This is a genomic window from Pseudomonas sp. A, assembly GCF_056270345.1.
In genome coordinates this window covers 5114018-5128084 of sequence record NZ_CM149873.1, presented here as the reverse complement: position 1 = coordinate 5128084, position 14067 = coordinate 5114018, and the positions used below count along the sequence as shown (strand labels likewise).

The window sequence follows — 14067 nt, the reverse complement described above, 5'->3', positions numbered from 1 at the left end:
TCCACCTGATCCCCTGACTTACGAGACCTGACATGGACGTCCGCCTGTTCGCCTTCCTGGCCCGCCAACGCTCGGCCGCCATTCAGCCTCGTGAGCGTTTCTGCGGGTTGCCCAAGCGGGGCCTGGCGTTCCTGCTGGCCAACGCCATGTTCTGGCAGCCATTCTGGGCGCAGGCCGCCGAAGGCGTGGTGGTCAGCGGGCCGGGCACCCGGCTGGACCAGGCGGGCAATGGCGTGCCGATCGTCAACATCGCCGCGCCCAATGGCAGCGGGCTGTCGCACAACCAGTTCAGCGACTACAACGTCGGCCAGCAGGGGCTGATCCTCAACAACGCCACCGAGCGCACCCAGGCCACCCAGCTGGGCGGGATCATCCTTGGCAACCCGAACCTGCAGGGGGCGGCGGCCAATGTCATCCTCAACGAGGTCAACGGCGCCAACGCCAGCCAGCTGCGTGGCTACACCGAGGTCGCGGGGCATGCGGCGCATGTCATCGTCGCCAACCCCCACGGCATCACCTGCGATGGCTGCGGTTTCATCAATACGCCACAGGCCACGCTGAGCACCGGCAAGCCGGTGATCGAGAACGGCCAACTGACCCGTTACCAGGTCGACCAGGGCCACATCGCCATCGAAGGCGCGGGGATCAATGCCAGCAACATCGACAGCTTCGAGCTGATTGCCCGCAGCACCAAGATCAATGCCGAGATCCAGGCCCGCAACCTGGCCATCGTCGCCGGGCGCAACGATGTCGATGCCCGCACCCTGGCGGCCACTGCGCGTGCTGACGACGGCAGCGCCAAGCCGAGCCTGGCGATCGACTCCAGCGCACTGGGCGGCATGTATGCCGGCGCGGTCAGGCTGGTCGGCACCGAGGCCGGTGTCGGTGTGCGCCTCGACGGGCGGATGATCGCCAGCGGTGGCGATATCCAGCTCGATGCCAATGGCCAGCTGAGCATGGCCCAGGCCAGCGCCGGGGGCGATGTGCGCATCCGGGCGACCGGTATCGAAACCCAGGGGCCGGTGCATGCCGGCAAGCAACTGCAGGTGGAAAGCCGTGGTGACCTGGTCAACCGTCAGGGGCTGACCGCGGCAGGTTCGGTGCAACTGGACGCGTCAGGCCAACTGAGCAACCTTGGGGGCATCCAGGCCGGCATCCAGGCCGATGGCAGCCGCGCGGCCGACGCCGACCTGAAGATCAACGCCGGTGCCGTGGACAACCGCAACCAGCGCCTGATCGCCAGCGGTGACCTGACGCTGACCACGGGCGGTCGCCTGGATAACCAGGGCGGCAGCCTCAGCGCCGGGCGCCATGTCGACATCAACGCGGCAACGCTGGACAACCGCCAGCAGGGCAAGGTTGTCGCGGACGGGCGCATGACCCTGGCCGGTGGGCAACTGCTCAACAGCGACCGTGGCCAGATCACCAGCCAAGGGGCGCTGAACGCCACCTGGGCGCACCTCGACAACCAGGCCGGTGAGTTGTCCAGTTTCGATGCGCTGACCGTGCATCTCGACCAGGCGCTGCTCAATGTCGATGGCGTGGTTTCTGGTGCTGGCATGGAGATCCATGCCCTGACGCTGAACAACCTGCGTGGCGTGGTGTCCAGCAGTGCCGGCCTGGAGCTGGTCAGTGGCGAGGATATCGACAACCAGCACGGTGAGATCTCCAGCGCCGGTGCCAGCCAGCTGCGCGCCGCCAGCCTCGACAACCGTGGCGGCAGGCTCAGTGCCGATCAGGCGCTGACGCTGACCGTCGGCCAAGCTCTGGATAACCGCAAAGGCGTGTTGGCCTCGGGTACGGCACTGACGCTGAACGCCGCCAGCCTCGACAACCGCGAGCAGGGCAAGCTGCTCAGCGATGGCACGCTGACCGCCAAGGTCAGCGGCGTGCTCGACAACCAGGACAAAGGCTTACTCAGTGGTACTGGCGCGACGCACATCGAGGCCGGCCAGCTGGACAACCGCGGCGGGCGACTGGTTGGCAAGGACTTGCTGACCCTGCAAGGCCAGCGCTGGGACAACCGTGGCGGCAAGATCGAGGGCGATGGCGCGATGACGCTGACCCTCGACCAGCTCGACAACCGTGACCAGGGCCTGGTCAGTGGCCAGGCTGGGGTGCGCTTCAATGGCACCGAGCTGCTCAACCAAATTGGTATCTTCGGCGCTAAGGGCAACCTGGATCTGGTCGCTGCGCACCTGGACAACAGCGGCGGCAGCCTGACCAGCGGTGGTGATCTCGATGGGCAGGTCACGCGCCTGGAACAGCTCGGCGGCAAGCTGTCCGCCGACGGCAAGCTGACCCTCAAGGGCAATTCGCTGGTCAACCGCCAGGGCGCCGTGCTGGGCGCCGGGCAGGGCATGCGCCTGACCGTGGGCAACGTCGACAACCGTGGCGGCGAGCTGTCCGCGGCCAAGGCGCTCAGCCTGACCGGCCAGCACCTGGACAACACCGGTGGCCAGGTCCTGGCCGACACCGACCTGTCGCTGACGGTGGCCGAGGTCATCAACCAGGCCCAGGGCCTGCTGCGCGGCAAGGGCCAACTGACCCTCGACGGCCAGACCCTGGACAACCGCGACGGGCGTGTTTCCGCCGAGCAGGGCGCGCGCCTGCGCCTGGGCCAGGCGCTCGACAACGGCAAGGGGCTGCTGACCAGCGAGGGTGACCTCGATATCGGCGCCGCCAGCCTCGACAACAGCGACGCCGAGCTGAGCAGCGCCGGCAAGCTCATCCTGGCCACCACTGGCAAGGTAGACAACCAGCGCGGTTCGATCACCGCCGACGGCACCCTCGACCTGCGCAGCGCCAGCCTGGACAACCGTGCCGGCGAGATCGGCGCCCAGGGGGCCATGGATATCGCCACCGGCACGCTGGACAACCGCGACAGCGGGCACGTGGTCGGCAACGACCGCCTGACCATCAAGGCCGGCCAGGTCAACAATGCCGGCAGCGATAGCCGCATCGACAGCGATGGCGCCATGCAGCTGACCGCCACGGGCTTCGACCAGCAGGCCGGGCGTCTGCTGAGCAAGGCCTCGATCACCCTAGACCTGGGCCAGGGCGCGTTGGTCAACCATGGCCTGATCAAGGCTCCGCTACTGGTGCTGAATAACCTCGGCAGCGTCGACAACCAGAAGGGCGAGATTTCCAGCCCGCAAGGTTTCACCCTCGTCACCACGACGCTGGACAACCGCCAGGGCAAGCTGATCAGCGACCAGGCGTTGACGGTGCGTATCGCCCAGGCACTGGACAATACCAAGGGGCTGGTCTCGGCCAAGGGCCTGGACCTGCGTGCCGCCAGCCTGGACAACCGCGAAGGTGAAGTCAGCAGCCGCTCCAGCCTGGTCGTGGCTATTGATGATCGCCTGGACAATCGCCAGGGCACATTGGTAGGCGACACCTCGCTGAAGCTCGACGCCAAGACCCTGGACAACAGCAAGGGCAAGATCTCCGGCAAGGGCCGCGGCGAGATCGAGGCCGCCACACTGCTCAACACTGCGGGTTCGCTGGTCAGCCTGGAGCAGTTGCGGATCAAGGGTGGCGAGCTGGACAACCGTGAGTCAGGGCTGCTCGGCAGCAACGGCGCCCTGACCCTGGACGTCGATCGGATCGACAACCGTGGCGGCGAGATCACCGGCAAGGCCGCTGTCGCGGTCACCGGCACCTCGCTGGACAACAGCGACGGCGGCCTGCTGGTGGCCGGCACGGGCATGACCCTCGCACTGCAGGCACTGCTCAATCGCAACAAGGCACGTATCGAGGCCCAGACCGGCCTGACCCTGACCGGTCTGACCCTGGACAACGACGGTGGCCGCCTGACCAGCCAGCGGGACATGACCCTGACCTTGACCGGCGCGGCGCTCAACCGCCTCGGCCTGATCAGCGCCGAGGGCCAGCTGGTGATGGCTGCGCAAAGCTTGGACAACAGCACTGGCAAACTGGATAGCGCCGGCAGCTTGAAGCTGACCACGGCAGGCGCGCTGCTCAACAAGGGTGGCGAGTTGCTGAGCGACGGTGACATCACCCTGGCCAGCGCCAGCCTGGAAAACACCGACAAGGGCGTTATTGCCAGCAAGGGCGCGCTGGCCATTACCACCGGCCACCTGGACAACAGCCGCCAGGGCAGTGTCAGCAGCAACCGCACCCTCGACCTGCACGCCGGCCAGCTGGACAACCGCGACGGCGGCCGCGTGGGCAGCCGCGAAGCACTCAGCGCGACGGTTACTGGCCTCGACCAGCAGGGCGGCAAGCTGTTCAGCGACACTTCGGTGAACCTCGACCTGGGCCATGGCCACCTGGACAACCGTGGCGGCCTGATCAACGCCCCGTCGCTGCTGCTGAACAACCTCAAGACCGTGGCCAACCAGGGTGGCGAGATTTCCAGCGCGCAAGCGTTCACCGTCGCCGCCGAGCAACTGGACAACGGCAATGGCCGTTTGCTCAGTGACCAGCGCCTGCTGCTGCAGATCAGCCAGCGCCTGGACAACCTCAAGGGCCTGATCGGTGGCCAGTCGCTGGAGGTTCATGCCGGCGTGCTGAGCAACCGCGACGGTGGCCGCATCGAAGCCAAGGACGCACTCACACTCACCAGCAAAGGCGTGGACAACCACGGCGGCAAACTGCTCGGCAGCAGCCTTGCACTGGACCTGCTCGGCGCCGACCTGGACAACGGTGCCGGCCTGATCACCACCGCCGGCCCACTGACCCTCGCCAACCTGGCCAAGCTCACCAACCAGGGCGGCGAGATCTCCACCGCCCAGGCCCTGCGCCTGGACGTCAGCGAGCTGGACAACCGTGACGGCAAGCTGATCAGCGAACAGACCCTGGCCATCACCAGCGGCGCCATCGACAACCGCAACGGCCTGGTTTCGGGCTGGCAGGGGCTGACCGTTACCGGCCAGAGCCTGGACAACCGCCAGCAAGGCACCCTGTCGAGCCGTTCCGGCGCCGTGCAGGCGACCGTGGCCGGCGCCCTGCGCAACAGTGACGGCGGCGCGCTGGTCGCCCAGCAGCGGCTGGACGTCAAGGCCGACAGCCTGGACAACAGCGCCAAGGGCATCCTGTCCAGCGGCAGCGGCCAGCAGCTGACCATCACGGGGGCACTGGATAACCATGAAGGCGGCCTGATCGATGCCGGTGAAAAGCTGGTCATCAGCGCAGGTTCCCTCGACAACCACGGCGGTCGCGTGGCCACCCGCCAGGACCTGGGCCTGAACGCCGCGAGCCTGAACAACAACGACGGCAACCTCGCCGCCCAGGGCGCCCTGACCCTCGATCTGCTCGCCGACCTGCTCAACCGCAAGGGCACGCTGTTCGCCGGCAAGGACCTGCTGATCCAGCGCGCCGGCCTGGTCGACAATCAGGCTGGCCAGATCGCCAGCCAGGGCCTGCTCAAGGTGCTGGCCGGCGGCATCGACAACAGCCAGCGCGGCACCCTGGCCGCCAATGGCGCGCTCGTGCTCAACAGCAGCGGGGCGCTCAGCAACACGAGCGATGGCCTGATCTACAGCCAGCAGGGTGAGGTAGGCCTGCAGGCGGCAAGCCTGAACAATGCCAAGGGCACCGTGCAGGCCAAGGGCGCGATCAGCGTGCAGGCCAACGGCGTGCTCGACAACCAGGGCGGCAAGCTGATCGCCCAGGACGGCGCGCTGAGCGTGACCGCCGATACCCTCGACAACCGCGGCGGCATCCTTGCCAGCCTCAAGCAGTCGCTGGGCGTGCGCACCACCGGTGTGTTGCGTAACGGCAGCGACGCCAATGGCCAGCGCGGCGTTCTCCAGGCACTGGGCCTCGATGTGCAGAGCGCCAGTCTGGACAACCACGGCGGGCGCATCGCGGCGTTGGGTGGTGATGCACTGATCCGCACCGGGCAGCTGGATAACCGCGACGGCGGCATCTCCGCCAGCGGCCTGCTCAAGGTCAACGGCGCCAGCCTGCTCAACGGTGGCGACGCGCGCGGCGAAATGGTCGGCCAGCGTATCGACATCGGGCTGAGCGGCGCGCTGGACAACCGTGGCGGCATCGTCGAAAGCGCGAGTACTTTCGCCATCACTGCCGCCAGCCTGGATAACCAGGGTGGCCAGTTGCGTGCCGTGGGCAGCACAGGCAAGAGCCAGTTCGCCATTGGCGGCCTGTTCGACAACCGCACCGGGCTGGTGGAAGTCGGTAATACCGACCTGACGCTCGGCGTCGGCGTGTTGCAGAACGTCGGCGGCAAGGTGCTGCATGCGGGCAAGGGCGTGTTCGACATCGATACGCTCAACCTGACCCGCGCTGGCGGCAATCTGATCACCCGTGGCGGTCTGACCCTGACCGCCGACAGCTGGACCAACGCCAGCGTGATCCAGGCCGGGCGCCTGACGGTCAACGTCAACAACCTCACCCAGACCGCCGGCGGCCAGTTGCTGGCATTCGACAGCCTGGTGGGCAACGGCGGCAACTGGAGCAACGATGGCCTGATTGCCAGTGACGGTGATCTCAGCCTGAACCTGGGGGGCACTTACAGCAGCGCCAATGGGCGGGTGAACAGCCTGGGTACGCTGGGCGTGAGCGCGGCGCAGATGAGCCTGGGTGGCAACGCCAGCATCACCGGCGTGGGCAACACCACGGTCAACGTGGCGGGCCTGCTGACCAACCAGGGGCGGCTGAGTGCGGCAGGTGATCTGCTGGTCAATGCCGGCAGCCTGAACAACCTGGGGACCCTGGGAGGCAACCAGCTGGTGCGCGTGACCACCGGCAGCCTGCGCAACGATCGCAGCCTGTTGTTCAGTGGCGGGGACATGCAGCTGTACACCGGGACCCTGACCAACTTCTATGGCGACGTCTACAGCCTGGCTGGGCTGACGGTGGCGGGCAATGCCGCAGGTGGGCTGGCGAGCAAGGTGGAGAACATCTCCGGCAGCCTGGAAAGTGCCGGGGACATGCGCCTGAATGCGCAGACGATCGAGAACCGCAAGGAAATCTTCAAGACCACGGGGGCCCCGACCTGGAGCTCGATCGGCATGCGTCAGACCGGTCCGGGCGGCGGTCATATGGTGCTTGAGGAGTACTACGAGAAGAAGGTCGAGATCGACTCGCCCGCCGGCGCCATCCGTGCTGGCCGCGACCTGTTCGTGCTCGGGGGGCGGCTGGAGAACTCGGCTTCGGTGATCACCGCACAGCGTGATATCACGGTCAATGTGCAGAACTTCCTCAACAAGGGCGAGGCACTGGGCACCTATTCGGTATTGAAGTCGTTCACCCTGTCAGGCGTGGACAAGGTCAAGTACGCCATGCCGTATTTTGCTGCGGTGATGCGCTACAACGCAGCCAATGACCCGCAATACACAAGGGCCAACAGTAACGGCGACAGACATCTCGTTGGCACATTGCGCATGTGGGATGCCAACTGGAACGAGTCACGCATCACGCCCTACACCCGGCTTGGCGGTACCGCGAACTTCAACACCATCGCGGTCATCGGTTGGAAGAGCTGGTTCGACGGCTTCTCGCTCAGTGCGCTGAACATTGCGCCGGCATACAACCCGAATGCGAGAGCGCCGCTGCCCGCGCAGATTCAAGGCGTCACGTTCTACGACCAGCGTACCATCGAGCACGGCACTCAGGTCGGTGCCGCGAATGCTGTGGTACAGGCGGGTGGCCGGGTAAGCATCAATGCCACCAGAGACGTGATCAACAGCGTCATCCAGGAAGGGCTGACGGTCAGTGGTCCGGCAGGCAAGGCGTTTGACCCCAAGCTGCCGGGCGCTGCCGGTAACACGGTTATCCGTATTCACGCCCAGCTTCCCCCTGACCTGGCGCAACAACAGGTCAACCCCCTGGCTTTGGGCGGCTTCACCTTGCCCACCGGCCAGAACGGACTGTTCCGCCTGAGTGGCCAGGGGGGCAGTACCGCGGGTGCCTCGCCGCAGGGTTGGACACTGGGAACTGCCGAGGTTTCGAACCAGGGCCGCCAGGCGCTGGCACCAGGCGGTCAGCCCGGCGCGCTGCAGGCCATGGACGCCAGTGCGGGGAGCCAGAGCCATCAGGACATCGACCGCATCGCCCACCAGGGCGGTGCCGTGGGCGGCAACGCAAGTGCCATCGGTGTCTACGCACCGGGCGGTGCGCCGGTTGACGCCACCCCTGTGCCGCGCCATCCCGGTACCAACGGCAACCCGTGGAGCAACTCACGTCCCGACATTGCGGGTGTCACCCGTATGCCGGACAGCCAATACACCAGCAAGCCACACAAGTACCTGATCGAGACCAACCCGGTCCTGACCGACCTCAAGCAGTTCATGAGCTCCGACTACCTGCTCGGCAACCTGGGCTACGATCCGGACCAGAGCTGGAAGCGCCTGGGCGATGGCCTCTACGAGCAACGTCTGATCCAGCAGGCGGTGGTGGCCCGTACTGGCCAGCAGTTCATCGATGGCCAGACCTCCGGCGAGCAGTTGTTCAAGTACCTGATGGACAATGCCCTGCGCAGCAAGGACCAACTGCAGCTCAGCCTGGGCGTGGGCCTGACGGCTTCCCAGGTGGCGGCGCTGACCCATGACATCGTGTGGATGGAAAAACACCAGGTCAACGGCGAGGAAGTCCTGGTGCCGGTGCTTTACCTGGCCCAGGCCAACAATCGCCTTGCCCCCAACGGCGCGTTGATCGCCGGCCAGGACGTGGAACTGATCGCCGGCGAGAACCTGACCAACGTCGGGACCTTGCAGGCCAGCCGCAACCTGTCTGCCACCGCTGGCAACAACCTGGTCAACACCGGCCTGGTCCAGGCCGGAGAGCGCCTGGAACTGCTGGCCGGCAACAACCTGAGCAACAGCGCCGGCGCCATCATCACCGGGCGCGACGTGAGCCTGACCGCGGTCAATGGGGACATCCTCAACCAGCGCGACCAGGTGCGCGCCGTCACCAACTTCGGCGGCACCAGCCAGCACAAGGACTACCTGGATAACGCCGCCCGTATCGAAGCCGGGAACAGCCTCAGCCTCAAGGCGGGCCAGGACATCAACAACGTCGCCAGTGTGATCCAGAGTGGCGGCGACCTGTCCCTCAACGCCGGGCGCGATGTCAGCCTGCTGTCGGTCGAGGAGCGCGAAGGCTTCTACAGCAACCGCCAGCGCAACAACACCGTGCAGCAGCATGGCGCGACGGTTACCGCCGGTCGCGACCTGAGCATTGGCGCGGGCCGTGATCTCACCGCGGTGGCCAGCCAGATCGATGCGGGCCGCAACCTGTCCCTGGCCGCGGGCGAAGACCTGAACCTGACCTCCGCCGCCAACGAAGCCCACAGCTTCAGCCGCAGCAAGAAGGTCACCCAGTCCAAGGACCAGGTCACCCAGGTCTCGACCACGGTCAAGGCCGGTGGTGACGTGTCGCTGTCTGCCGGCCAGGACATGGCCATCGTCGCCAGCCAGGTCAAGGGCAAGGGCGATGTCGACATCGACGTCGAGCGCGACCTGACCATCGCTTCCGCCCAGGACGAAAGTGCGTCCTACTACCTCAAGAAGAGCAAGGGTTCGTTCGGTCGCAAGAGTTCGAACCAGAAGGAGAGCTACCACAGCACCAACGTCGCCTCGGTGATCGAGGCCGGTGGTGATCTCACCGTCAACGTCAGCAAGCAGGACTATGGCGGCATCTCCCTGGATGGCGGCCGCGATGTCACGGTGATCGGCAGCCAGCTCAAGGCCGGCGGCGACCTCATGATTGGCGCGACGGGCGATGTGGCGGTGCTGTCCGGCGTCGAAGAGCATGGCGAGTTCAGCAAGAAGACCAAGTCCGGCTTCCTCGGCCTGTCGAAGAGCGGCAAGAGCCAGCTCAAGACCAGCGCCACCCAGGTGGGCAGCGAGCTCGATGCCGGCAACGACATTGTCCTGGCGGCGGGGAGCGACGTGCGCCTGCGCGCGAGCAAGGCCAATGCCGGCAACGATGTGGAACTGCGCGCCGGGTTGGTGGATGACGAGGGCGATGTCAACCTGGTATCGGCCAACGACACCGCCTATAGCCGCAGCGAGGAGTACAAACAGAAGCTCAAGCTGTCGCTTTCGGCCAAGGACATGCTGTCGCCGACAGCGCTGATGCTGCCGGGCGTGCAAAACGTCTCGATCCCCTCGGTGTCGATTGCGTCGGCAAAGACCTCCGGGCATGAAGCGCGCAGCAGCACCAGTGTCGGCAGCCAGGTGGTCGCCGTGCGCGACGCTACCCTGGAGGCGGAACGCGATATCAACGTGCTCGGTAGCGGGATCAATGCCGGACGCAATGTCAGCCTGAACGCCGGGCGTGACGTGAATATCACTGCGGCGCAGAACCAGCGTGACGATACGCAGTGGTCCAAGTCGAGCAGCGTCGGGCTGCATTCGGACACCGACGACAACGGTACCAATTTCTTCGCAGGCGTTGAAAAAGAGAAAGCCAAGGACCGCCTGCGCGAGCAGTTGGCTGCCGGCAGTCGCATCCAGGCTGGCAAGGACCTGGATATCAATGCCGGGCGTGATATCAACCAGACCGGTTCGGACTTGCTGGCAGGGCACGATATCAGCCTTGGCGCCGGACGAGACATCAATATCGATGCCGGCCGTGACACGCGTATCCAGGAGCAGGAACGCGAGTATGAGAGCCAGGGGGTCAGTGGCTCGATCAAACACAACGCCGGCAGTACCAAGGATGCGATAAGCAATACCGGCAAGGGCGAGGATGGCGTCAGCAAGGGTTCCAGCACCTTGCAGACCGTGGACGCCATCGGCCAGTTCTTCTCCGGCCCCACCGGAGACGGCAAGATCGGTACCAGCAAGCAGACCAGCAGCCAGCAAAGCGTGGAGCAGAGCAATCGGTCTTCGACGCTGGAGGCCGGCAACGATGTGAAGATGCAGGCCGGCAACGACGTCAATATCAAGGGCAGCAAGGTCCAGGCCGGGCGAGACATCGATATCAAAGGCCGGGATATCAACATCGATGTCGCCAAGGGCAGCAGCAGCCAGGAAAGCAACCAGTCGCAGAGCTGGGGTGGCGTGCATGGTGGTACCAGTGGCGGCTTCAAGGTCGGCATCGGCGGCAGCCATGGCACTGCCAGTGCCGATGGCCAGCAGGGCACCTCCACGCCTTCGCAGCTGGAGGCCGGCGGCAACATCAAGCTCGACGCCAGCAATGACCTGAACATCGTGGGCAGCCAGGTCAAGGCCGGCCGCGATGTGGAGTTGAATGCCGGCAATGAGCTGAACATCGTCGCTGCCAAGAACGACAGCCAGCAAGAGCAGAACCGTCATAGCGGCGGTGGCGAGGTCGGCCTGACCTTCGGCTCGGAAGGTGTGGGCGTCTACGCCAGCGTCAACATGGGCAAGGGCGACCTGGAGCGTGAAACCCAGCGTCATCAGCAAGCCTATGTGTATGCCGGTGACCAGCTGAAGTTCACCAGTGGCAAGGACACCAACATCAAGGGTGCCCAGGTACGCGGCGACGAAGTGATCGGCCGTGTCGGTGGCGACCTCAACGTGGCCTCGGCCATCGACACCGGCAAGGTCAAGGGCAAGGAGTTCGACATCAATGCCACCGTCACCGTGGGCCCGGGCGCCGGTGTCAGTGGCTCGGTCGGCTATGGCAAGACCACCGGCAAGACCGAGTGGGTCGAGGACCAGACGCGCATCACCGGGCGTGACAAGGTCGATATCCGCACCGAGAACCACACCCAGCTCGACGGTGCGCTGATCGCCGCCGACAACGGCAATCTCAAGCTCGATACCGGCACCCTGGGCTTCAGCGACATTGCCGGCAAGGACAAGGAGCACGGTTACTACCTGAACGTGGGTGGCAGCTGGAAGAAGGGGTCGGCCAGTGCCGAGCAGGACCCTTCCAACGGCAAGGTCACCGCAGACGCGGGCAACGGCGAGAAGGGTTCGAAGAACCAGACCAGCTGGAGCGTCAGTGGCTGGGAGTATGAAAAGGACCGCGAGCAGACCGTCCGCGCCACCGTGGGTGCAGGTGATATCACTGTGCGCAAGGACGCCGAGACCGGCCAGGACTCCACAGTCGGGCTGAACCGTGACCTCGACAAAGCCTACGAAATCACGCGGGACAAGGAGTCGCGCACCGATCTCTATGTGACCGACAGCTCGCTGCACGATGTGCTGAATCCCAAGGAGACGCTGCAGAAATGGAGCGATGGGCTGCTCGACTACGACAAGACGGCGCTGAAGAACTTCGAACAGGCCGGCAATGCCCTCAACGCCCTGGTCAATCGTTACCAGCGCATGACCGGGCGGCCAATGGACAGCGGCGCTGTTGCGGTCGCGGGCCGGGCGCTGGCGGAAAACACCCTCGAGTCGCTGATCCTGGCAGGGATGTCGCCACGCGATGCCATGGCCTTGATGGGCAAGGAAGACTTCCAGACCCAGGTATTGCAGCAGCTCAACAACCTTGAGCATGTGTTCGAGCAGTCGCAGGATTTCACCCGCGAGCTTGAGCGAAATCTGGGGGCTCTGCAGCTAGACACGACACATGTCACGGCGGAGCGCGACAGCGTCCAATGGACGCTGACCTATGTCTCGACCATCAACGAGTACCTGGACGCGCATCCGGATGGGGCCGAGGCGGTCACCGTGGCACTTGCCATGCTGCAAGGCCCCAAGGCTGTCATCCAGTTGGCTGTCAGCCAGGTGATCGACCAGACGGAGCTGGGCAAGGACTTCAATGCCAAGGTCGAGGAGGCCGTGGCGAAGGTTGGCAAATACATTGCCGAGCGCATGGAGGGAGAGGACGACCTCGACAAGAAGGAAGGTGGCGACTTCCTGATTGGCGGTGGCAAGTTGATCACCAGCGTGATCATGGGCGCCATACCAGGACGCAAGGGCGGCACCCACCATGAAGGGAGCAATGGGCCGGGATCTCACCTGGATGTGCCGGACACCCGCAAGCCGCACGAGCCGCCTGCCGGCGATGTGCCGCCCAAGGGGCCGACATCGGCGTTCACCCAGCTTTCCAGCCAGGCACGGCGTTATCTCAATGAGCTGGAGGCGCACACGGGCCTCAAGGTCACCGCCGAGCAACGCGACAACCTGGCAAATGCCTTGCGCGAAAAGAACTACACCAAGCTCACGCCCAAGGAAACCCAAAAACACCGACGCGAGTTCAACAAGGTCAAGGACGAGCTGATCGGCCAGTGGGAAACCAAGACAGGCCAGACGTGGCCCCGCTACACCGAGAACGTGATGAGCAAGGATGGAACAAAGGTGGTACGCAAGGCCGGACAGCCCTACGATGCGCACCACATCATCGAAAGTGGGTTCGGTGGACCTAACGAATGGTGGAACATGCACCCGGCACGCTTCCCCGACCAGCATCAAGGTGGCATCCATGGGAAAGACAGCGTGGGCAGGGAAATCTTCACATCACGATAAGAGGGCAGGGTGAATGGGAATGTATGACGATCTGCAGCCGGACAAGGTGTCCGGCCCCCTTTCCAAACTGACGACCGCCGAAGCGCAGGTGCTCTCGGCGCTGGCTGGCCCCCATTCGCAGGTGCCGGCCGATTACCTGGCGTTCATCAGGGAGCTTGGATGGGGGGAAGTGGGTGAGGCGGCCTATATGTTGTACGAAGGCCTGCTCACGCCTGACCAGGTCTACGATGAGGATGGGGACAACGCCCTGGAAGGCATCCTGCTGTTCGGCGATGACCTGCAGGGTTACTGCTCAGGGTTCGATACGAACAATGGCTGGGTGGTTGTCGATATCGACCCGGTGAGCCGTGAGGCCCATCAGGTGGCGGACAGTTTCTCCGAGTTCATACGCGAACTGTTGGGTGACTTGTAGTCCGTGTGAACTGCAAGGGCCGGGAATCACCAGGCGGTGTCTCCCGGTTTCGATTCGCGGGTCCTTGCTGGCCGCTGCGGCCAGTTCTTCTCTCCTCTGTGTGGCTTCTTGCGGTGCGCATGCCCAGATGAGGCATGGCACCGATTTCTCCCCTTCCGACGTCCTCGATAGCCCTGGATGCAGTGCGCTGGTGGCCTCTGGCTGCCTGGAGCTTCAGCTTGGGTGGCTGCTGGAACAGGCAGTAGATGGTTTCACGGTTTTTTGACGATATTTATT

2 protein-coding genes are annotated in these 14067 nt (G+C 64.9%); both read left to right on the top strand.

From position 1 onward, the window contains the following. The first annotated feature begins 32 nt into the window (after positions 1-32). The gene (locus AC0MAZ_RS22785; protein WP_475859259.1) at positions 33-13379 is read left to right on the top strand and encodes a hemagglutinin repeat-containing protein; all 13347 of its coding nucleotides are present in this window, start codon (positions 33-35) and stop codon (positions 13377-13379) included. 19 nt (positions 13380-13398) lie between these two features. After that, a complete protein-coding gene (locus AC0MAZ_RS22780; RefSeq protein WP_232857788.1) occupies positions 13399-13791 on the top strand; it encodes an SMI1/KNR4 family protein in 393 nt (130 codons plus the stop codon). Positions 13792-14067 lie beyond the last annotated feature (276 nt).